Source organism: Bradyrhizobium lablabi (assembly GCF_018131005.1).
GTDB classification, from domain to species: domain Bacteria; phylum Pseudomonadota; class Alphaproteobacteria; order Rhizobiales; family Xanthobacteraceae; genus Bradyrhizobium; species Bradyrhizobium lablabi_D.
Window position 1 is genome coordinate 225,380 of sequence record NZ_JAFCJK010000002.1, and the last position, 22,235, is coordinate 247,614.

20 protein-coding genes are annotated in these 22,235 nt (G+C 63.4%); 7 read left to right on the forward strand and 13 right to left on the reverse strand.

Annotated elements, in window-relative coordinates:
- Nucleotides 1-60 precede the first annotated feature (60 nt).
- The 4 genes from JQ553_RS06090 to JQ553_RS06105 form a co-directional block, all read right to left on the reverse strand.
- Entirely contained in the window at nt 61-3,240 is a 3,180-nt protein-coding gene (locus tag JQ553_RS06090; protein WP_249144006.1) for an efflux RND transporter permease subunit, read from the reverse strand.
- Nucleotides 3,237-4,685: an efflux RND transporter periplasmic adaptor subunit gene (locus tag JQ553_RS06095; RefSeq protein WP_212499010.1), complete on the reverse strand. Its 1,449-nt coding sequence runs from the start codon at nt 4,683-4,685 to the stop codon at nt 3,237-3,239. The genes JQ553_RS06090 and JQ553_RS06095 overlap by 4 nt, the downstream gene beginning before the upstream one ends.
- Nucleotides 4,682-5,089 (reverse strand): FixH family protein, encoded by a 408-nt coding sequence (locus JQ553_RS06100; RefSeq protein WP_212499011.1) that lies wholly within the window; start codon nt 5,087-5,089, stop codon nt 4,682-4,684. The genes JQ553_RS06095 and JQ553_RS06100 overlap by 4 nt, the downstream gene beginning before the upstream one ends.
- Nucleotides 5,090-5,188: 99 nt before the next feature.
- Complete coding sequence (locus tag JQ553_RS06105; RefSeq protein WP_212499012.1) at nt 5,189-5,578, reverse strand: hypothetical protein; 390 nt, start codon at nt 5,576-5,578, stop codon at nt 5,189-5,191.
- Between the two features lie 134 nt (nt 5,579-5,712).
- On the opposite strand from JQ553_RS06105, the gene JQ553_RS34310 reads away from it, so the two are divergent.
- Nucleotides 5,713-5,931 carry a GDCCVxC domain-containing (seleno)protein gene (locus tag JQ553_RS34310; RefSeq protein ID WP_249144073.1) on the forward strand — a complete coding sequence of 73 codons (219 nt, stop codon included), beginning with the start codon at nt 5,713-5,715 and terminating at the stop codon, nt 5,929-5,931.
- A 32-nt stretch (nt 5,932-5,963) separates the two neighbouring features.
- Here the strand turns inward: JQ553_RS34310 and JQ553_RS06110 are convergent, their stop codons facing one another.
- Complete coding sequence (locus JQ553_RS06110) at nt 5,964-8,717, reverse strand: type I secretion C-terminal target domain-containing protein (RefSeq protein WP_212499013.1); 2,754 nt, start codon at nt 8,715-8,717, stop codon at nt 5,964-5,966.
- Between the two features lie 568 nt (nt 8,718-9,285).
- Entirely contained in the window at nt 9,286-10,857 is a 1,572-nt protein-coding gene (locus tag JQ553_RS06115) for a S10 family peptidase (RefSeq protein WP_212499014.1), read from the reverse strand.
- 165 nt (nt 10,858-11,022) lie between these two features.
- Between JQ553_RS06115 and JQ553_RS06120 the strand changes: the two genes are divergently transcribed.
- From JQ553_RS06120 to JQ553_RS06130, 3 genes are all read left to right on the forward strand, one after another.
- On the forward strand, nt 11,023-11,802 hold the full coding sequence (locus JQ553_RS06120) for an NAD kinase (RefSeq protein WP_212499015.1): 780 nt from the start codon (nt 11,023-11,025) through the stop codon (nt 11,800-11,802).
- Nucleotides 11,803-11,903: 101 nt separating this feature from the next.
- Nucleotides 11,904-12,449, forward strand: coding sequence for a response regulator (locus JQ553_RS06125; RefSeq protein WP_212499016.1), 546 nt, complete (start codon nt 11,904-11,906; stop codon nt 12,447-12,449).
- Between the two features lie 18 nt (nt 12,450-12,467).
- The gene (locus JQ553_RS06130; protein WP_212499017.1) at nt 12,468-13,046 is read left to right on the forward strand and encodes an Hpt domain-containing protein; all 579 of its coding nucleotides are present in this window, start codon (nt 12,468-12,470) and stop codon (nt 13,044-13,046) included.
- Nucleotides 13,047-13,246: 200 nt separating this feature from the next.
- On the opposite strand, the gene JQ553_RS06135 is transcribed toward JQ553_RS06130, so the two are convergent.
- From JQ553_RS06135 to folE, 4 genes are all read right to left on the reverse strand, one after another.
- Complete coding sequence (locus JQ553_RS06135) at nt 13,247-14,425, reverse strand: DUF2336 domain-containing protein (protein WP_212499018.1); 1,179 nt, start codon at nt 14,423-14,425, stop codon at nt 13,247-13,249.
- 155 nt (nt 14,426-14,580) lie between these two features.
- Complete coding sequence (locus JQ553_RS06140; protein WP_212499667.1) at nt 14,581-15,570, reverse strand: transglycosylase SLT domain-containing protein; 990 nt, start codon at nt 15,568-15,570, stop codon at nt 14,581-14,583.
- Nucleotides 15,571-15,682: 112 nt separating this feature from the next.
- A complete protein-coding gene (hisI, locus tag JQ553_RS06145) occupies nt 15,683-16,111 on the reverse strand; it encodes a phosphoribosyl-AMP cyclohydrolase (RefSeq protein WP_212499019.1) in 429 nt (142 codons plus the stop codon).
- 27 nt (nt 16,112-16,138) lie between these two features.
- The gene (gene folE / locus JQ553_RS06150; RefSeq protein WP_212499020.1) at nt 16,139-16,819 is read right to left on the reverse strand and encodes a GTP cyclohydrolase I FolE; all 681 of its coding nucleotides are present in this window, start codon (nt 16,817-16,819) and stop codon (nt 16,139-16,141) included.
- A 222-nt stretch (nt 16,820-17,041) separates the two neighbouring features.
- Between folE and JQ553_RS06155 the strand changes: the two genes are divergently transcribed.
- On the forward strand, nt 17,042-17,488 hold the full coding sequence (locus JQ553_RS06155) for an iron-sulfur cluster assembly scaffold protein (RefSeq protein ID WP_212499021.1): 447 nt from the start codon (nt 17,042-17,044) through the stop codon (nt 17,486-17,488).
- Between the two features lie 53 nt (nt 17,489-17,541).
- Here the strand turns inward: JQ553_RS06155 and JQ553_RS06160 are convergent, their stop codons facing one another.
- A complete protein-coding gene (locus JQ553_RS06160) occupies nt 17,542-18,468 on the reverse strand; it encodes a hypothetical protein (protein ID WP_212499022.1) in 927 nt (308 codons plus the stop codon).
- Between the two features lie 237 nt (nt 18,469-18,705).
- Between JQ553_RS06160 and yidD the strand changes: the two genes are divergently transcribed.
- Nucleotides 18,706-19,056: a membrane protein insertion efficiency factor YidD gene (gene yidD / locus JQ553_RS06165; RefSeq protein WP_212499023.1), complete on the forward strand. Its 351-nt coding sequence runs from the start codon at nt 18,706-18,708 to the stop codon at nt 19,054-19,056.
- Between the two features lie 103 nt (nt 19,057-19,159).
- Nucleotides 19,160-19,327, forward strand: a complete 168-nt coding sequence (locus JQ553_RS06170; protein WP_212499024.1) for a hypothetical protein — start codon at nt 19,160-19,162, stop codon at nt 19,325-19,327.
- A gap of 16 nt (nt 19,328-19,343) precedes the next feature.
- On the opposite strand, the gene JQ553_RS06175 is transcribed toward JQ553_RS06170, so the two are convergent.
- Together JQ553_RS06175 and JQ553_RS06180 are read right to left on the reverse strand one after the other, a co-directional pair.
- Nucleotides 19,344-20,561, reverse strand: coding sequence for a hypothetical protein (locus tag JQ553_RS06175; RefSeq protein WP_212499025.1), 1,218 nt, complete (start codon nt 20,559-20,561; stop codon nt 19,344-19,346).
- 2 nt (nt 20,562-20,563) lie between these two features.
- Nucleotides 20,564-21,934 (reverse strand): APC family permease, encoded by a 1,371-nt coding sequence (locus JQ553_RS06180; RefSeq protein ID WP_212499026.1) that lies wholly within the window; start codon nt 21,932-21,934, stop codon nt 20,564-20,566.
- Nucleotides 21,935-22,235: the final 301 nt, after the last annotated feature.

A 22,235-nucleotide genomic window follows, 5' to 3' on the forward strand; every position in this document is an offset into this window, starting at 1 on the left:
GTGTCATCGGTCACCCCGCTGGCTGTCCCGGGCCGCAGTTCGGCTCGCTTACCCTGCGCGTCACGCGGCCGAGCGCGTTGCTCCGTCTCCTCGGCTGCTCTTCGGCCCCAGATTTCTGCTGCTGCCGGCGGGCGACAACCCAACCCCCTTCACGATGGCGAAGATTGCCGGAATCACGATCAGCGTCAGCAAGGTCGAGGAGATCATGCCGCCGATCATCGGAACCGCGATGCGCTGCATGATCTCGGACCCCGTTCCGGTGCTCCACAGGATCGGCAATAGTCCCGCCATGATGGCGACCACTGTCATCAACTTCGGCCGAACCCGCTCCGCAGCGCCTTCAATGATCGCGGCGTAAAGGTCCTCGCGTCCGATCGGGCGCCCCTCGGCGAGCCGGCGTGCCGTGATCTCTGCCAGCGCATTGTTGAGGTAGATCAGCATCACCACGCCAGTCTCCGCCGCGACGCCGGCGAGCGCGATGAAGCCGACCGTAACCGCAACAGACAGGTTGAAGCCGAGCGCCCACATCAGCCAGAGGCCTCCGACCAGCGCAAACGGCAGCGAGAGCATGACGATCATGGTCTCGGCGACCGAACGGAAATTGAGATAGAGCAGCAGGAAGATGATGGATAGCGTCACCGGCACGACGATCTTCAGCCGCGCCGTTGCGCGTTCGAGATATTCATATTGTCCACTCCAGACCAGGTAATAGCCCGGCGGAAACTGGACGCTCGCCCGCACCGCGTTCCGCGCATCCGCGACATAACCGCCGAGATCGCGATCACGGATGTCGACATAGATGTAGGTCGCAAGTTGTCCGTTCTCGGTCCTGATCGAGGTCGGCCCGCGCGCGGGTGTTACATCAGCGACCTCGCCGAGCGGAACCGCCCCGCCGGCCGGCATCGGCACCAGGATGTCGCTGGCGATGGTCTTCGGATTGTCGCGGAGGTCGCGCGGATAGCGCATATTGACGGTGAAACGCTGCCGTCCCTCCACCGTAGTGGTCACGGTCTGGCCGCCGAGAGCGGCAGCGATCGTGTCCTGCACGTCCTGCACCATGATGCCGTAGCGTGACAGGGCCTCGCGGTTCGGCGTGATCTCGAGGTAGTAGCCGCCGAGGCTGCGCTCGGCATAAGCCGACGAGGTCCCCGGAACGGCCTTCAGCACCTGTTCGATCTGCCTGGCGAGTTTGTCGATGCCGGCGAGGTCGGGACCGATGACCTTGACCCCGATCGGGGTGCGGATTCCGGTCGAGAGCATGTCGATCCGCGCCTTGATCGGCATGGTCCACGCATTGGACACGCCAGGGAATTGCAGCGCCTTGTCCATCTGGGCGATCAGGCTGTCGATAGTCACGCCTGCCCGCCATTCCTCCTTCGGCTTGAGGTTGACGACTGTCTCAACCATCTCCGAAGGCGCCGGGTCGGTCGCGGTCGCGGCGCGGCCGGCCTTGCCGTAGACAGAAGCGACCTCCGGAAAGCTCTTGATGATCCGGTTCTGGGTCTGCATCAATTCGGACGCCTTGGTCACCGAAATGCCCGGCAGCGTCGTCGGCATGTAGAGCAGCGTGCCCTCATTGAGATTGGGCATGAACTCGGTCCCGAGCTGGCGGGCGGGCCAGACCGAGACGGCCAGGACTGCGAGTGCCAGCACCATCACCAGCGTCTTGGCGCGCAGCACCCCCTTGATCACCGGACGGTAGATCCAGATCAGGAAACGGTTGATCGGATTCCTGCGCTCGGGCACGATCTTGCCGCGTACGAAGATCACCATCAGCGCCGGCACCAGTGTGATCGACAACAGCGCGGCGGCAGCCATCGCAAAGGTCTTGGTGAAGGCGAGCGGGCTGAACAACCGCCCCTCCTGCTGCTCCAACGTGAAGATCGGCGTGAACGACACGGTGATGATCAGCAGGCTGAAGAACAGGGCAGGTCCGACCTCCGTGGCGGCCTCGATCAGGATCGCAATCCGCGGCTGGTCAGGTCCAGCGCGCTCCAGATGCTTGTGCGCATTCTCGATCATGACGATGGCCGCGTCGATCATCGCACCGATCGCGATCGCGATGCCGCCGAGGCTCATGATGTTGGATCCGATTCCCAATAGCTTCATCGCACTGAACGCCATCAGCACGCCGACCGGCAGCATCAGGATCGCGACAAGCGCGCTGCGGAAATGCAGCAAAAACACGATGCACACGAACGCGACGACCATGCTCTCCTCAAACAGGGTGCGCTTCAGCGTGCCGATTGCCGCATTGATGAGGTTCGAGCGGTCGTAGACCGGCACGATCTCGACCGACTTCGGCAGGCTGGCCGCGATCTCGGTGAACCGTTTCTTGACGTTCTCGATCACGTCGAGCGCATTCATGCCGAAGCGCTGCAGCACAATGCCGCTCGCCACCTCGCCCTCGCCGTCCAGCTCGGCGATGCCGCGCCGCTCGTCGGGACCGAGCTCGACACGCGCGACGTCGCGCAACAGCACCGGCGTTCCGCTATCGGTCTTGAGGACGATGTTACCGAGATCGTTGATGCTCTTGAGGTAACCCTTGCCGCGGATCACATATTCGAACTCGGAGAGTTCGACGGTGCGGCCGCCGACGTCGGCATTGCTGGCGCGGATCGCGTCGCGCATCCGCTGCATGGTGATGCCGAGATCGCGCATCCGCTGCGGATCGAGGATGACGTTATACTGCCTGACGAAGCCGCCGACGCTTGCGACCTCCGCCACGCCCTCGGCCTTGGCGAGCGCGAACTTCAGGTTCCAGTCCTGGATGGCGCGGGTGTCGGCGAGGTTCAACTCCTTGGACATCACGGCATATTGGTAGACCCAGCCGACGCCCGTCGCGTCGGGACCGATCGTTGGCGTCACGCCGGAAGGCAATCGCGACGTCGCGCCATTGAGAAATTCGAGCACGCGCGAGCGCGCCCAGTAGATATCGGTGCCGTCCTCGAAGATGACATAGACGAAGGAGACGCCGAAGAACGAGAAGCCGCGGACGACCTTCGACTTCGGTACCGTCAGCATCGCGCTCGTCAAGGGATAGGTAACCTGATCCTCGATCACCTGCGGCGCCTGCCCCGGATATTCAGTGTAGACGATCACTTGCGTATCGGAGAGATCGGGAATCGCATCGAGCGGCAAGTGCAGAAGCGCGTAGAGGCCGGCGGCCGCCGCAAAGCTGCTGCCGAACAGGACCAGCAACAGGTTGCGCGCCGACCAGGCGATGACGTGGGCGATCATGGCTTGGCTCCCACGGTCTCGTCGCCGGATAGGCCGGTGTTGTGCAGACCGCCCGGATCGGCAAATCCCCTCAGCGCCGCCTTGAGGTTGCTCTCGGCGTCGATCAGGAAGTTGGCCGACGTCACGACCGCGTCGCCCTCGGCAAGGCCGTCGCGGATTTCGACATAACCTTCGCCGCGCCGCCCGAGCTTGACCTCGCGCGGCTCGAACCGGCCGCGCCCCTTGTCGATCAGGACGGCCTGCCGGCTACCGGTGTCGAGCACGGCACTCTCGGCCACTGAGAGAACCGGCGCCCCGTTTCCGGTATCGATCTCGGCGTCGACATACATGTCGGGGAGAAGCGCGAGATCGGCGTTCTGCAATTCGACCCTGACCCGCGCGGTACGCGTTTCCTTGTTCAACTGCGGATAGATCACGCTGATCTGTCCGTCGAACGAACGTCCCGGGTAGCTCCGAGCGCGCACCATGACCGGCTGCCCGACCGCGACCAGTCCGAGATCGCGTTCGGCCAAGTCGACCACCGCCCACACCAGCGAGACGTCGGCAATCCGGAACAGCACATCGCCCGGCTGCGCACGCATTCCCTCGGTCGCGGTGCGTTGAAGCACGATGCCGTCGCGCGGGGCCGACCATTGGATCGCGATCGGCACCGTCCGGCTTCTTTCTATCTCGGCGATGACGGGCTCGGGAACGTCGAGGTTCATCAGCCGCTGCCTGGCACCGCGTCCGTACGGCTCGATGCCTGCGGTGGCCTTCGATGTGATGGTCGCAAGATATTCGGCCGCGGCGGAGGAGACCGCGGGGCTGTAGATTTCCATCAACGGCTGACCCCTGGTCACGCGGCTACCGGTCGTGATGTCCGCGACCCGCTGCACGTAGCTTTCGGCGCGCATCGCGACGACGGACAGCCGGCGTTCGTCGAGCTGGATCGTGCCGGGAGCACGGACCAGAGTCCGAATGCGACGAAGCTCGGCGCGCGCCGATTTCACGCCGGTACGCTGGATCTTGCCGGGCGACAACGTCACCGAACCGTCATCGCTGTCGTCGCCCTCATAGACCGCGATGTAGTCCATTCCCATGGAGTCCTTCTTCGGCACCGGTGACGTATCCGCCAGGCCCATCGGGTTGCGGTAGTATTTGACCTTGCGTTCGCCCCCGGCTGCCGGCAGGGCCTCCGCGGGCCGCTCGGGCTCATCGAAGCTCACATCGGCGCCCGCGGGCACCGCACGATAGTCGCGGCCGTCGGGCGTCTTCTTCGGTGTCAGCGAATAAAATGGCCTGCCGTCCGGATCGCGGAAGTAGATCGGCGGGCCTGCCTCCGCCGCCCGCGCGGCGGAGGGGTTAACTGTCGCGACCGGCTGCGGCGGCACGCCGCGGATCATGAATGCGACTCCTGACGCTGCCGCGATCGCGGCGGCAGCGCCGGCGAGACCGAGGCGGCTCATTTCTCGGCCGTAACGACGAGCTTGTTTTCGACCGTGCCGGTCTCGCCCTGCACTTTGGCGCCGAGCGAAAGCTGCCATCTGCCGGCCATGCCAAAGGTCGCCCTGAACCGATAGGCCCCCGGCTCGGTGCCCGGCATCGGCGTCACCTTGGTCGCCATCTCCTGCATGCCGTCAGGCGCCATGTCGAGCCGTGTCGCGAAAATGACCGCGTCGGGCACCGCCCGTCCGGTCGTCTTGTCGACCAGCCGCACCGCTATGACGCGATCGTCGCCGACCCGGACGGTCGCCTGGGTGAGCTGGAATTCGTAGTTCTTGATGTCGGCGCGTGCGGGCTTTGCCACGCCCGTCAAGGCGACGCCGATCAGCGCCGCAGCAGCGGCGCGCGCCAGATTGGAAGTGTTCATCGTTGATGTCCTCGAGATGTCTGATAGGCCGTGTGGCGGCATGCGATGACGCGCGCTCCATGAGGCGCACGTGTCATCGATCAGGCGCTTGCGCGCCGGTCAGACGTTTGTTCGAGGAGGATGGTCGGGGGGATCTGCACCAAGTCCGTCCCGCAGGCGATCGTCACCTGGGGCAAGTTCACGCCGCAGGGGATACCGCTCGACCAGCGACGCCGCCCCGACCGGAACCGGCAGCGAGACAGCGAACATGCAAAGCGCCAACCATGGACAGTCGTCGCAGGTCCTGTTCTTGGTCTGGTCCGGGCAGCATGGCATGTCGTCGGCCATTGCCTGCTCGTCCGAAATTGCCTGCTCGTCCGACATTGCCTGCATGGTCGTGGAGGCGGCATTCGGCATCAGCCGGGCAAATGCCGACGCCACGGGTGCGAGCAACAGCCCGGCCGCGACGAAGAGGAGGATCCAGAGATTGGCAAGCCGTCTCAGGTGCATGCCCGTTTGTCGCACGTATCAGCGCGTCCCGCAAATCCGGCCGAAATCACGATCTCGCCATAGGCGCCGGACGTCTCGCCTTGATGCGCGCCGTCACGGGGCGTAGTAAGCGCCAACAAATGAACCGGCGTCCTATGCAAATTATCTCGACCCTGACGTGCCCGGCTTGCGGATTTGCCGCGTCCGAGACCATGCCGACCGATGCCTGCCAGTTTTTCTACGACTGCAAGCGTTGCGGAATCCGTCTCAAGCCCAAAGCCGGCGATTGTTGCGTCTTCTGCTCCTATGGCTCGGTGCCCTGCCCGCCCGTCCAGACTTCGGGAACGCAGTGCGGCCGCCCGCGTCAGGATTGAGCGCGCCGCGTCGATTTGACCCGACCGGATCTCTATGTGAACAGCCAGCGCGCTTCGATTTGCGAAAGGTGATCTTGCTGCGCTTCCAGTGACTCTACAATCCTCGCCGATAACATCGTTTGCGACGCGCCGCCGGCAAGTTCGTTCATCCAGCCTTGCAATCCACACGGCCCCGAATGGCGCCCGAATGCATTTGCGTGAAGGCCATCGATAAATTGGGCGCTCGCCATTCCAGCATCGACCATGTCGTGCGGCGACGTCTCGTGAGCGCCGGCAGACCTCCAACCCTGATGTCCCAACAGATCGGGATCGCGACCTGGCAGACCATAGATGTGACCAGCGCCGTGTCCATCCGGGTTCGTCGTGTCGGTCGGTACAAGTCCGGCGACGGTCAGCGTCGCTGCAGGTTGGGACGCATCGAAAATGACCTTGACGCCATCGCCCGCATGAACGCCGTCGAGCTGCGCGATGGTCGTCCAGCGTGCACCGTTGGTTGCGCCATCCCGATCGACCTGCAAGATGGCCTCTGTGCCACTCGAATCTTCCAGCACCCGGACGAGATTACCGACCGGTTGACCGCGGCCGGCCGATAGCAATCCCGAGAAATCGAAGGTATCGCCTTCGGCTGGATTGAATGTACCGGCGTTGCCCTGATTGTAGTCAAGAATGTGATCGACGTTTGCGGACCCTTGTCGTCCGCCAGTGCGCGCGGTCAGATCAAACACAAACGTATCGGCACCGGCGCCTCCGGTCATCGTGTCGCTGCCGCCTCTGCCGTTAAGGATGTCTCCCTCGGCAGTCGGAAACGGCTGACCTGCGACAGTATGCGTCATGTCGATGACGTCGTTACCTGCAGTGCCATGGATGGAGGCGCCCGCGACATTTCGAACCATAACCGCGATAGCCTGAGTGTCGATTCCGCCATGGCCGTCCGAGACCTGAACGGTGACATCGTAGACATTGTTGCTGCCCGCGTCGGTCGGCACTTCAAAGTTCGGCGCGGTAACGAATGATAGAGCCCCGGTCGAAGCGCCGATCGTAAATTTGCTCGCGTCCGCGCCACCAATGACCGAATAACTCAGCGCTTGCCCGACGTCCGGGTCGGTCGCCGTCACCGTGGTGACCGCGGTGGTGTTCTCGTCAATGGATGCCGTCGTCGTGTCGCCACCCCCGTTAGAGGCGATGGTCGGGGCGCCGTTCTGGCTTGGCGTCCAGGACGAGTCGAACACGCTGGGATCTCTCCCGGTTTCGTACCAGGGCGCGACGGTCGCGTTCCAATCGGTCAGCGCCTGGTAGCGGGGAGAGCTCTGCTGGTACAGGGATTCGAGAGCGCTCCAGGAGCCCCACTTCGACGGCGCGCTGATGATCCCGAAGTTCATGTAGAGACCACCGCCCGCGTCCTTGAAGTTCTGGTAATTCTCCATCTCGATTTCGTAGAGCTCTGGCTGACGCTGAACGTCGATGAGGAACTGCTGATAGTCCGCCGTCTCGTCCGTGGCGACCTCTCCGTAGCCGCTCTCATAGGTCGTCAGTTCGAGCCCATACTCCGCCGCCTTCGCCCCGTGGTAGGCGTAGGCCGCCTTGAGACTACCGTTGACCTCCTCTTGCAGGCTCGCGACTGCTGCATCGAATCCGCCATCCGGATTGCTCCACCAACTCCGAACGACGTTGTGATCGCTGGTATTGAAGTTGTAATACCCGGTCACGGCGTACTCGTCGAAATAGTCGCTCGCGCGCAGGTGGACGCCGTTCTCGTACCAGTTCTTCGTCTCGAGTCCGTAGGACTCGAGACCCTGCCAAGCGGCCTGCGTGTTGTAGACAACGTGGACGCGGCCGGTCACGTCCTCGCCACCCGTCGGCGACTCACCGAACACCTCGTTCCAGATCCGTCCGACCTGTGCAGTCCGGACGCCGTACCATTCCATCCAGTTCTCGAAGCCGGCATCGTGAGCATCGGCGTAGCCGGATTGTGGGAAACCCCAGTTCCAAACCTCGTTCGAGAACTCGACGTGGACCTCCAGGCCGGGATTCAGGTGATCCCGTACGTAAGTCGCGAACTGGCGAACGTAGTCGTCGCTCGCGTTGACGGGCATGTTGAACCATCCGTCGGCCCCGGCCGCGTTACACAAATCGACCATCGCCTCGACGGGGACGCCCTTGCTCCACTGGGCGTCCGTCATGAGCGGACGATCCGCCCACTCGAGGGTCGCGGCGTTGGATGAATCCGGCCATGCGACCACGCCGTTGGCATCGAACACGGTGTTGGTGTTCATCCAGTCCATGAACCGGAAGGTATGGAAGTCCTCGACCCTTGCGAGGAACTGAGGGTCAAAGACGGCGCCTGCGTTGAAAAGGGCGAGCTGATCCTCGCGAACGACGTGAATGTCGCGGACGTAGTCGGCCGGGTTCGTTGAAGTGATCTGGAAACCGAGCGTACCGTCGGACGCAGAGGTGAGAACGAACCTTCCAGGCGAAGCCTCCGAGATCGTATCGCCGAGGACGCCTTGAAACGTTCCTTCGCCGTCGTACATCACGACGTAGCGGTCACCGGCCGTATCGGCTCCGGCCGGATTATGAAGGATGGGATAGATGCCCGCCCACGTTCCAACTGGGAGCGACGTTACCCAACCGCTCGAGTCCAGATCGAGCTTTACTCCCGTGTCCCAGGCGCTCGACGTTTGTGGAATGAAGTCACTCGCCTCATGCATGAGGTCGATGTAGGGAAAATTGGTTGTCCAGTAGGCCGTGCCGTCTAGGTTGGTGCCGAGCGATGGGGGGTTGGCCATTCGATCTCTCTAATGAAGCGTTGATCGAGGAGCAGGCAATCTGAGGACGGAAGCAGGGCCATGAATCAAATCTTCGGATGACCTCGCGTCCAATCACTAGGAAATTCAGTGACCCGTTTAAAAATGACGCCGCTCTTACGGGGCGGCGGCAATAGACTCCAACCTGTGCCCTGCCCTGACAGTCCGATACCTTGGCTCAGGGTTGAGCAGGCGCCCGGCTATTTGGACCGTGCGCCCCAGCTACAGTGCGTAAGACTTTGACAATTTCACGCCGTTTTGTAGCCATCGGCCACATTTGCAAGGTTCACATTAGAAAAGCGTCAAATGGTCGCCGCCGCAGCTATCTTGACCTTATGACTGCGTCCACGATGAAAGGTTGCTCATTCGCCGCACCGGGTGGAATTGTCGATCAGTGATTTGCCCGACGAGGCAAGACGATGTGGCGGCACGCAGCGCACTCGTAACCATTCCCGTCATGCGGAGGAGGCACACCCCAGCGGCCGTCTCGAAGCACGACGGCCATCAGCAGCAGGGCCGTGCATCCTTCGAGACGCGCAAAGTGCGCGGCCTACTTCATCAAGGCCTCGACCTCCTTGCGGAACGCCTGCCGCGAGGCGTCGCGGGAGTAGAACATGTGGCCACCGGGATAGACCACGAGCCTGGTACGGCTTGGACCTGCAAAGGTGGGCAATTGGTCGAGGATGATCTTCGAGGCGAAGTACGGCGTGGCGAGATCGAACAGGCCGTGGCCGATCAGGAGTTTCAGTTTCGGATCGAGTGCAAGCGCCTGGCGGAGCTGAGACACCGATTCGGCCGGCGTGTTACCGTGGCCGAAATCCCAGGCCTTGTTAACGGCCTCGCTGAGCAATTGATAGGAGCCGTCCGGCCGCCAGTTCAGCTTGCGCGTGGAGAGATCGACAGCGGCGCTCGTCAGCGGGGCCATCAACGGGTCGCCGGATGGATCACCGAACCGGAAGTAGAGCGAGTCGGGATAGGGATCGTAGCCTTCGACGGACGCGTCGTAGCGCCCGGTCACTTTGCCATTCTTGCGATCGAACTCGCGGCGGAATTCACCGATGTCGAAGCGGCCGGCCAGCCTGCGGCTCACCGCCTGGTCGATGCCGGTGAGGCTCGCGACTCTGTCGGCGAGCCGCGTGGTCGCCTCGGCGTCGGCCTGGCCCTTGACGAGGTCGAGCAGGAAATCGCCGCTCGCGTAGCGCTCGACGTCGGCGAGATCCTCGCGCGTCAGCGCACCTTTGGCCGCGCGCGCGACCGCGGTCATGGTCGGCAGGCTCGAGACAAATTGCAGGATGCTCGATCCGGAATAATCGCGGAAATCGAGCACGGGAGAGACCAGGATGAGGCCGCGCACGCCGACACCCTGCTGGGTTTGCAAATTGCGTACGACCTTGGGCCCGCGGATGCCGCCATAACTTTCGCCGGCGACGTATTTGGGCGACAGTAGCCGGTCGTATTTCTCGAGCCAGCGGCGGATCACCAGCGCGATCGAATTGACGTCGCCGTCGACCGAGAAGAAGCGCTTGCGAACCTCGTCGCCGGTCGCGACGAAGCGGCTATAGCCGGTGCCCACGGGATCGATGAAGACGAGATCGGTGAAGTCGAGCCAGGTCTCGGCATTCGGCAACAGATCGGGCGAAGCGGACGACACTGCGCCGTCGCCCTCGATCGGCAACCGCCAAGGTCCCGCATTGCCGAGTTGCAACCATGCCGACGACGCGCCGGGACCGCCGTTGAACAGGAACGTCACCGGCCGGTTTGCCTTCTCGGTGCCGTCGAGCTGATAGGAGGTGTAGGCGATGTCGGCGAGCGGCTCGCCCTTCTCGTCGAACACGCGGATCGAGCCCGCGGTCGCGGTGAAGGCGAGCGTGCGGCCGGGCAACGCGAGCGACTGCTTAGTGGTGGAGTCAGGCGGCAGCCGATGCTGATCGGCGGAGGACGGCGCATTGGCGTTGGCATTTTGTGCTGCCTCGCCGCGCCCTGCCCGTCCCTTCTGGCCCGTCTGTGCTTGCGCGCTCGGCGACGGAGATGGCTGTGGGACTTCATCCTCGGCGTGCGCCGCGGCGGCAAGGCAGAACACGAGCAGCGCCGCCCCAAGCCGCGTCGCAAAACTGTTAGCCATGTCGTTCACTCCCTGCCCACCGTATCAGTATTTGCAGGCTTGCGGGTTCTGGCCGCAAACTGCGACAGCTTGGCGGCACCCGCAAGCCGTGGGATCATCTCGACAAGGCCGCCAGGGATGTATAGACGAGCGCGGCGTATTCCGTGGCAAACGAGTTCGTGAGCGATGTCCAGCACCAAGCGATATGACCGGATCGCCTTCGTCGCGAGCGTAGGCGCGGAAGCGCAATCGGCGCTCGAACAGCTCACCGCGATCTACGGCAACCATGCCCCTGGCGACGCCGACGTCGTGGTCGCGCTCGGCGGCGACGGGCTGATGCTGCAGACGTTGCACGCCAATATGCGCACGGGCAAGCCGATCTACGGCATGCATCGCGGCACCGTCGGTTTTCTGATGAACGAGTATTCGACGCACGACCTGCGTGCACGGCTCGCCGCAGCGAGGGAGTCGCTGATCAATCCGCTGCTGATGCGCGCCACCGATGTCCACGGTACCGTGCATCTGCATCATGCCATCAACGAGGTGGCCTTGTTCCGTCAAACTTACCAGGTCTCCAAGCTGCGAATCCTGATCGACGAGCAGGAGCGCATGCCCGAACTGATGGCCGACGGCATCCTGGTGGCGACGCCTGCCGGATCGACCGCCTACAACCTGTCGGCGCAGGGGCCGATCCTGCCCATCAACGCCCAATTGCTTGCGCTGACCCCGATCAGCGCGTTCCGGCCGCGGCGCTGGCGCGGCGCGCTGTTGCCCAACTCCGCCTTCGTGGTGATCGAAGTGATCGAGGGGGAGAAGCGGCCGGTGGCGGCGGTCGCCGACCATGACGAGGTCCGCGATGTCCGCCGTGTCGAGGTGCTGTCCGACAGGACCATCGCGATGCGGATGCTGTTCGACCCCGGCCATTCCCTCGAGGAGCGCATCCTGCGCGAACAGTTCGGGCACTGATGGCGGCCTTCCCCCCGGCAACCAATCATTAACCTCGCTCGGCATATGGTTAACGTTGGGTAATACCGCGTTGGCCCGGTATGCCCGTTCGGAACCGGACCATGTATCGCATCGATTTCAACAAGCTGCGATTTCTGATTTGCGACGACAATCCGCATATGCGCCGCATCTTGCGGACGCTGCTGCATTCGTTCGGAGCGCGCGAGGTCTACGAGGCCGAGGACGGCGCCACTGCGCTCGAGATGTACACTCATTACGTGCCCGACATCGTCATCACCGATTGGTCGATGCCGATCTTCGACGGCCTTGAACTGGCGCAGATGATCCGGCAGCCGGAATCCAAGGGCAACCCGTATGCTCCGATCATCATGTTGACCGGTCACACCGAAAAGCGCCGCGTCACTGTGGCGCGCGACGCAGGCGTTACCGAATTCCTTGCCAAGCCGATCTCGGCCAAAGGCCTCTACCAGCGCATTCTCAACGTGGTCGCCAATCCGAGGCCCTTCATCAAGACCAAGACGTATTTTGGTCCCGACCGCCGCCGCAACACCACCAACACCTATATCGGACCCGAGCGCCGCGGCAGCGGCGAGGTGGAAGTGATGCAACAGCCATCGCTGCTCGAAAAGGCGCGCCCCGGCATCTAGCAGGCCAAGGACACCGTCATGGCGAAAGACAAGCAAGCGGCGATCGAGATCAAGAGTTTCGGCACGCATCACGTGATCACGCAGCCGAATCCGCTGCGCAGGGTGCTGCTGCGCGTTCCCGAGAGCGATCTCGACGATCCCGTCGGCCGCGCCGAGAAGGCGCTTGCCGGTCTCTCCGGCGAGTTCAAGGCGTGGATGACGATCGAGGCCGATCGCCTCTCGGCCGCCCATGCCGCGGTCCAGCTCGACGGCTTCAACAATGAAACGCGCGATGAGCTGTTCCGCGCCGCCCACGACATCAAGGGCGACGCCGCGACGTTCGGTTACCCGTCGGCGGCGGCCGCCGCCGAGAGCCTGTGCCGCATCATCGAGCATGCGCCGGACCTTAACGCCGTGCCGGCCGACCTGATCGCCCATCACATCAATGCCGTGCAGGCGATCGTGCGCGAGCGTACCAAGCTCGACACCGCCGTTGTCGCAGGAGTACTCAGCAAGCAGCTCCGCGGCATCGCCGACGAATTCCTGACCCGCGCCAACCGCGATCGCCCGGAGCATCTCGAGGCCATACTTGCGCCGAGCATCGTGCCAGGTGAATAGGCGCGCCACCGGCTGCCCGCCGCTACCGCAGCGAGCGGCGCGAAACATCCTCCATCGAGAAAGTTCGGACTGGGCTAGAGCGCGACGAGTCCGGGTCGGATAGTCATCGCACCTTCGGCCTTTGTGAGAGCCTGATCTCCACGCAACCGCTACGCGTTTGTCGCGAGGGAGAACAGCGGGGCGCTTTTCCGGATCATACTCTAAGCTGCGATGAGATCGTCGTAAGCCCGGGCCGCGATCGCTTCTTCGGCGGCGAGTTCTTCGCAGAACATGCGCGCTTCCTCCCGTGCTGATTCCGTGGCAAAGCGGCGCAACAGGATCAGCAACGGCTCGGCGGCCGAACGGTCAGTTTCGCAATGGGTCAACACACGTTCCACCATGCGGCGATGCAGGCGCGCCGCGCCGTCGCCACTGTCGACATAACCGATCTCGTGACTCGCCTCGAGCGCGACGCGGAATGCCGCGAAGGTCGATTCCGGCAGGCCCGCGCGGATCAGCAGCGCCTGCAGGCCGGCGCTGCTGCGATCGTTAAGCAGCGCTGAGACGCGGGCTTCCGGTAGTCCGGAAAGCTCGGTGAGCGCCGCGCCGAACAGGTCGAGATTGCCCGACAACAACGCCCGCAGGATCAGTCCGGCGGTCAGCTGGCTGGTAGAGCGCAGATGGCTGATAAGCCCACGCATATCCTCTCCATAGGACCGCGCGGCTATGTTCACCGTGGAGCGTTCACGCGCCTCGCCTGCAATCCGCCCCGCCCGGTCGGCGCCGAGCCAGTTTCGGGCGACCACGAATTGCGCCAGCGTGTCCGACAATTTCGCGACCAGCGCCATGCGCGTCGCTGACGGTAGATCCTCGAGTTGAAACATCGCTTCTCTGATCGCGGCGAGGTGGCCGTGCCGTTCGACGATGCGGTCCCAGGAGAAGGGCACCAGGCCGGCATGCGGATTCTCGATCAGTTCGAGCGCGGCAGCCGCCGACCCGACCTCGGCGATCGCGGCGGAGACAGAGGCCGGCAGGCTGATGCGGCGCGCGACCGCGCACTGTACTTCGTCGCTGCCGGTCGCGACGATGTCGACGAGGTCCGCGTCGATCAGCAGCGGCGAATGCTCGAGCACCGGCAGCGCGATCGACGGCTGGTCGACCGAGAGTGCCTGCACAATTGCGGCCGGCGCCTCGGCGCTGCGCGAGAACACTTCGGCCATCGCCCCACGGACCAGCGGCGACGGGTCGTCGAGCAGCATCAACAGCACGCCTTCGGTCGCGACGCGGTCCTCGTCAGTGAGATCCGAGACGAGCCAGGCCCGCGCCAGGGCCCGTGTCGCCTCTGCTCGCTCGCCCGCCGGGGCGGTTCTAATCCAACTAATAAACTGCCGAACGATCATGGTCCTGCCGGCTTACGCAACGAGCGGCATCGATATGCGACGCCAATGCAGGAAAAAATAAACCATGACGCTTAACAAAGAGTTCACCATAAATTTTTGGGATTATTGACGTTTCGTTAAGGGGAGCCGACCCGCGGCAGGCGCCAGCCGGGCCGCTAGCTGCCGAACGTGCCGTTGCGATCGCTGAAGAGATCGAGCCGGCCGGGGGCACGGACCTCGGGGGTCGCCGAAGCCAGTAGCGACGGGGATTTGCCCCACAGCTCCTGTACTGCGGGCGAAATCGGCTGCGCTCGTTCGCCAGCCTGGAATAGCGAGCGGAAGGTCGGCGCGGATGCGGTTCCCTGAGACGCCGTGGAGGCCGGCGTCACCGCCCGCGAGTCCGGAAAGGTCGACAGATAGGCCGCGTTGTCCATGACGGGTCCGGGCGCCGCGCCTGCAACCGCGTAGGGGCTCATCGTGCCGCCGCTCACCGCAGCGAAGGCCGTGCGCGTATCCCGGGAATTCGCGGCCGCCGCGTAGCGCGTGCTCAGGACCGAATAGACCTGCGAAACACTGCGCGCGCTTCCGGACCTGTCATAGAAAATCGAGTGGTTGGCCTCGGCAGCTCTCGGGAACATTGCCGCCGCATTGGCGGCCGGACTGTCTTCGGAGCTCGAGATCAGCCTGGCGGCGCCGCCGACGCCCATGAAATGGGCCATATAGAGCTCGGCATCGGTCGGGCGGCGGCCGATCTTTCCCGTGAGCTTGAAACTGTTGGACTGGGTCAGCACCGCCGCCATGGATGACGCCGCGTCCGGCTCGGCACGCAGCTTCATGATGGCGTTACGCGCAGCCGGATCGCTGACCGAATAGCTGCCGTCGGAATTTTTCGTGATGGCGTCGGCATATTTGCCATAGCCGAGCTGGCTTCCGGCCTCCTTGACGGTGCCGAGCCAGGTCTGGTCGATGAATTGATAAAGTCCGCGCGCCGACGAGGTCGTGGCGCTAGCCTGCGGATCGAAATTGGATTCCATCTTCGCGGTCGCGAGCAGATATTCAAAGCTCGCGCCGGTGGCAGCGGCCGCTTGCTTGATCGAGCCCGCAATGTTCAGGCGCGAGCGATCAACACCTGCCGCAGCCGTGGCATTGAATGTGTCGACCGACATCTGTCCGGTGCCTTGGCGGGTGTCGGCAATCGGCACCCATGTCTCACACTGCCGCGATTATGGTTAACGGTGCATTAAGAGTGCACCGATCGAGCCAAGCCGAAGGCCGTCCCTATATACGATAGACCTGCGCCGGATCGAACAGCCGCTCGGCATCGACGGGTGACAGGCCGACGGCACCGCCCTCACCTTTGACCGCGCGATAGAAGCACGAACGCCGTCCAGTATGACAGGCGGCACCGGTCTGCTCCACGCGAATCCATACCGCGTCCTGATCGCAGTCCATCCGCATCTCGATCACGCGCTGGGTCTGACCGGAGCTTTCGCCCTTGCGCCACAGCGCCTTGCGGGAACGGCTGAAATACCAGGCCTCGCCGGTTGCGATCGTCTTGCGCAGGGCCTCGTCATTCATATGCGCGACCATCAGCACCTCGCCGGTCGCGACGTCGGTCGCAACGCAGGTCACGAGACCTGACGCGTCGAATTTGGGCTGGAAGGAGAGCCCCTCTTCGCGATCGTGATCGTGGGTCGATGCAGCCACGGGAAACCTCGCAATCGAAACGCGAGGTTACCGGTTTGGTCCTCGCACCAGGGACAGGAAACGCTGCTGCTCCGCCGGATTGTCGCGGAACATGCCGGTGAACCGGCTCGTGAACGTCACCGCGCCATGCTTGGCGACGCCGCGCACCGACATGCAGGTATGCTCCGCCTCGATCAGCACGGCAACGCCGCGCGGCTTGAGAATCTCGTCGATCGCAGCAGTAATCTGCGCGGTGAGATGCTCCTGCGTCTGCAACCGGCGCGCAAAGATATCGGTAAGCCGCGCGAGTTTGGACAGGCCGACGACCCGCTCCACCGGCGTGTAGGCGATATGCGCCTTGCCATAGAACGGCATCATGTGATGCTCGCACTGAGAGGTGAACTCGATGTCGCGCACCAGGACGAAATCGTCATAGCCCGCGGTTTCGCCGAAGGTGCGGTTCAGCACTTCGGCCGGGCACTGATGGTAGCCCTGATAGAGTTCGTCATAGGCTTCAACAACGCGGCGCGGCGTTTCGAGCAGGCCTTCGCGATCTGGATTCTCGCCAATGTAGCTGAGAAGGATCTCCACCGCCTTTTCAGCCTCGGCCCGTGACGGCCGCGGCTGGTCGGCACGCACCGCCGCCGCCATGAATTCGGCGGGGTCGATCTCGGCCGGACGGCCCTCGGACTGCTTGTTGGGGCGGATCGATTTGATCAAGGCGTCCATGTCTTCTCCGTTCGACCGGCCTCATGCCGGAGGTGTCACCGGGCAGACGGGGCGGGTTCGCGAACCACCGGGCGCCTGAATATCCCTATCCTAACAACGCCACGACATAATGCGACCGTCATGGCTGCATGGCCGGACTATATTTCCGCCAATGCCGTCCATATATAGGACGGTGAAACTCAGCCGCCAAGAGCGCCTGGCGCCGGAACCAGACACCACCCCATGCTGAACGATATTTACAACAAGCGGATCATCGAATTGGCCGGCAATATTCCACGGCTCGGCCGGCTCGCCGACCCTGACGCCAGCGCCACCGCCCATTCGAAGCTGTGCGGTTCGACCGTGAAGGTCGACCTCAAGATGGACGGACGAGTTGTGACCGACTTCGCCCACGACGTGAAGGCGTGCGCGCTCGGCCAGGCTTCCTCCTCAATCATGGCCAGCCATGTGGTGGGATCGACCGCGGACGAATTGCGCGAATTGCGCGAGACGGTGCGCAAGATGCTGAAGGAAGACGGCAAGCCCCCCAACGCCGGCAAATGGGCTGATATCGCGTTGCTCGAACCGGTGCGAGACTACAAGGCGCGTCACGCCTCAACGATGCTCACTTTCGACGCGGTGGTCGATGCGATCGGCCAGATCGAGGCCAAGGCCAGGCAGCCAGCGTAGGGCTCCATTCGGGACCTCGTGATTGGAGACGCCGCCCTCGCGGCACCTCACCATCAGGGCTTGGCTTGCTGCACGGGTAGAGGCGGCGCCGGCGCGGCCGTGCCGCCCGTCGGCACCACAGCCTCGGCGGTCTTGGTCGCCTTCGCGGCCTGCGGCTGGACCTCGCCTTGCACCGCGCTGCTGACGAAGCGATCCTTCGACTTCGCTTCCGCGACCGGGATGGTCGTGACATCCAGTTGCGGCAGCACGTCGGCGATGGCATCGGTAGTGATGAGATTGGTCAGCCGCAACTCGGCCGGCGACAATTCGTGCAACTCGTCCCATGGCGGCACGCTTAATGCCAGCGACAACAGGTCGCCCGCACCGCCCATGTCAAACGTGTACTTGGCAAGACGGCCGATATCGCGCTCGACGATCATCAGGTCCTGCGCGGTGTAGCTGGCGCCCCTCGCGTCCTCGGCGCGGTCGCCCATCCAAATCTGGTGGACCCTGACATGTGCCGTCGGCGGCACGTAACGTGTCTTTCCTGACAGCAGCAGGAACACGCACATCGACTCGCAATAAGCCTCGGGCACGACTATCGCGTGCTCCCCCTGCGACGTCTGACTGATAAGGCTGGTGCCGACGGTCGTCAGAGCGCCAAGGCTCCGGAAGCGCCGGCCAAGCGCGATCGAATCGTTCACGGAGCCGCCGCTGGAATCGAGCACGATGGTGGCGCCGTTAAGCTGACGACCGCGCGCGAAGTCATCAAAATCCTTCGGGCTGTCAGCGGTGATGATGCCGACCGCGGACACCCAGCCTTTGCAATTCGGCTGGCAGGCGATCCAGTTGAACTTCATCGGCAGCTTGCGTTCTTCGAGGGTCGAGTTCGCCTGCGCCGAATTGCCCAGCGTCGTGATCGTGCCGGGCATTGCCATGCACAGGCTGATGGCGCCGAGAAGCGCCCAGCCAAGAAATGGAAGCGACCTCACAAGACTCAATTTGGTTCCTTCCCCCAAGCCCCTAGAGCAAAAGGTGGCAGTGGCCCCAATTCGACGCAACATGATTCTGTCATTGCAGCATTAGGGAAACGGTAACCTTGCTTGTCCGGAGCGTCCATAGGACCTTTGCTGCAACGCCATTCGCGCGGTGCGATAATTGAGAACTGTGGCGTAAATATCTGCAAGACCTCTGTTCCTCGGCTTGGAACCCCCGCAAGACTACGTACATATGGGGTCATGCCGCCGACCGACCGTTCGACGACGCATCCTGCGAGATGCACGGAGTGTGCCAGCCTCCGCCGGCTGCCGCGCAACCTTGGCCGCGGCCTGATCTGGATCTACCGGCACACGCTGTCGCCATTGGTCGGCTACAATTGCCGCCATCTGCCGACCTGCTCGGTCTATGGCGATGAAGCGATCGATCGGTTCGGACTCTGGGCCGGCGGATGGATGACGCTGGCGCGCCTGTTACGCTGTCATCCCTGGGGCACGTCAGGCATCGACAATGTGCCGATGGCAAAACCATCGAGTGCGCGCTGGTACCTGCCGTGGCGCTATGGCCGCTGGCGTGGCGTCAACGCGGATTGAAGGATGCCCGCACCCCTCGCGACCGCCGCGTGCATTGCGCCATGCGGAACTGTGGCGGGGCTGCGGCATTGTCTTGTTGGCTCCCCGTTGGGAGGAAACAACGATGCGCTGGAAAATCAGGCGCAACGGTCACGATCCCCGGCAAATCGATTTGCTGGCCATCCTCGCCCTGCTGATCCTGATAGTCGCCGCCTACCACTACTTCGCCTATCGTCCCGAGGCGCCGGGCAACACGGCCTTCATTGTCCCGAGCCAAAGCGTGAAGTGGTGATGCGCGAGCCCTTGCCCTAGCGCCAGAACCAGAAACCGCCCCGCCATTGGGGCGGCGGGATCGGCGCCGACGGCCTCGGCTTGCGCGGCCGGGGCTTGAGCGGCGGCTCATCGACGGGTGCTATCGCCTCCGCCGTGCCTGTGCCGTCGTCGGGCAGCCTGACGGACAGCAGCAAATTGGATTCGCGCGGCCGCCAGCGATAACCGATGCCGAAGTCGATCGGCTGGGAGCGGCGGAACAATTCGGCATAGGCCTCCTGGTAACGGCCGGGGAATTTGTAGATCGGGCCGAGATAGCGGCCAAACGGAAAGAATCGCCATTTCTTAGGGCTGTAATAGGCGAACGGTATTCCGGAATCGTCCTGGATGATGGTCGCGCTGTTGGCGAGGATGAAGCTGCGCACAGTGGAGAAATTGCCGGCATGCAGCAGGTAGGACGCGCTCTTGAGCAGGCTGTTGCCGGGCGCAAGCGTGGCGCAGAATTTGAGGAAGCCGCTGGCCTTCGCGCCGGAATTGGAGAGATCGGTCGAAAAGTAATACAGCGTCCTCTCGACGCCATCAGAACCTGCGAAGAGAATCCGGGTGCCGCGCACCGCGTTGCGCGGCAGCGCATCCGCGCCGACGATGAGCGCGCCGTCCTGGTCGAGCGCCACCGGCTTGACGTCGCGGATGGTCTTGCCCGACCGCGCCAGGAACACATAGAGGATCGGCAGGGTGCCGCTGAGTTCGCCGGCATGCAGGTCGACCTTCATCTGCTTGGTGATGAAGAAGGAGAAGCTCAGGATCGATCCGAGCGAGTCCTCGACACTGTACAGCGCAGCAGCAATCCCGCCGCGCGGCAACCTGGTGAGGTCAGGCACCGCTCCGGGCGGCTCGAGGGCGCTCAGCACATAGGTCGTCGCGCTGGAATAGAATGCATCGGCGTAGAGAAAGTCCGGGCCGGAGAACATGTAGAACATCGTGGGCCTCGGCGCGGCGAGATTGGTCTCGGACCAGGCCCGTATCTTCGACAATTGCCGCTCCTCGAGCTGGGCGAAGGCGGAGTTGAAGAATTTCGCGTGACGCTGCCAGGCAGGATCCGCGGTCAACGGCAGCAATGGAGAATCAGCCGAAGGCTGCATTCCGGCGAGAAAGCGCGCGGTGTCATCCGGCGTTACGTCCGCGGCGCGCGCGGGCAGAATGGCTGCGACCGACACGGCGATGACGAGCAGCAACACTTTCACGGACATCGGCATTTTCATTCGCACGCCGGTCCGGCAGACGCAGCGCCATCCGCCCGTTTGCGGAAGATCGCGTAGATCAGAAGACCGGAAACCATGATGAGGGTGCCAAGCGCCGATTGCAGCGGGCGCTGTGTCAAAAGATAGTACATCATGAAGGCGGTCACGAGCAGGAAAACCAGCGGGGTGACCGGGTATCCCCATGCGCGATAGGGCCGCGGCAGTTCAGGCCTCGTGATGCGCAGCTTGATCACACCTGCCACGGTGAAGAACGAGCAGAACAAGAGCGCGAACTGGATGAAGTCGAGCACCGCCTCGAAGCTGCGGGTGAACAACATCAGGTTCGCCACGGCAAGCTGGAACAAGATGGCGTAGGCCGGCGCACCACTGCCAGATCGCCGCGCGAACAGTCGCAGCGCCGGAATATCCTCGCCCATCGTCATCATCACGCGCGGCCCGATCCACATCATCGCGCTGATGGAGGATATCAACCCGACACAGATCATGACGCCCACCACGCGGCCGCCGATCTCGCCAAAGATGTAGCTGCCGGAGATGCGGGCGACATCGAGCTGGCCGGCGAGCTTGTCGATCGGCGCGGTGTGCAGGAACACCGCGTTCAGCGCGACGTAGAGCACCAGCACGATCAGCGTGCCAAACAGCATCGCGCGCGGCACATTGCGCTCCGGCAGCCGCATCTCGCCGATGATGTAGGTCGCGGCGTTCCAGCCCGAGAACGAGTACATCACGAACACCAGGCTGATCGCGAAAGGCGCGCTGAGCACATAGGCCAGATCCGCCGGCGACGGCGCGAACGAAACCGGTTGCGGTGTCGCGATCACGAAGCCCGTGACGAGGAACGCGACGATCAGAACAACCTTCAGGACGGTCGCGGCCAGTTGGAAGGTCGAAGAATGCCGCATGCCGGTAAGCTGCACGATCGACACGAGCCACACCACGCCGACGGCGAGCGCGAGCGGCGGCGCGTCAGGTAGGATCGAGCGGCCATACTCGCCGAACGCCATCGCTGCGAGTGCGACCGGCGCGGCGAAGCCTACGGTCGCCGACACCCATCCCGCCAGGAATCCGAAGGCCGGGTGATAGGCCCGGCCGAGGAAATTGTACTCGCCGCTCGAACGCGGGAACATCGCGCCAAGCTCGCCATAGGAGAACACACCGCACAACGCGACGACGCCACCGACCGCCCACAACAGGAGGATCGAGAAGCCGGAGGGGATGTCCTTGACCTGAAAACCGAGGCTCGTGAAGACGCCGACGCCCACCATGTCGGCAACGACGATCGCTGTCGCTGTCAGCACCGAAACGGTCGAGCCAGTGCCGGGAATCGCGCCGCGTAGCGCCGCGCTTCCCGTGTGTAATGCCGCCATGTCGACCGTACCTTCAGCCGCCCAAGCCCGGTTCGCTATTTGCGCAGGCTGGCGCGGTCCAATTCAAGCAGCGTTAACAGTGGTTTAATTAGGGACAAGCGCGAGGTATAATAACACCGAAATACCCACCATGAAAGGCAACGTGGAAAATGCGACAATCGGGTGCCCCCTCACAATCGCGACATGATTGGGTGGTCTCATTTTGCCGTCCGGATGTGGGGAAATGCTTCCGGAAGCTTAACGTGACCTAAACACCGACAAGCTCAAATACGTCGTTTGCCGGTGGGTTCAGGGCAACGGG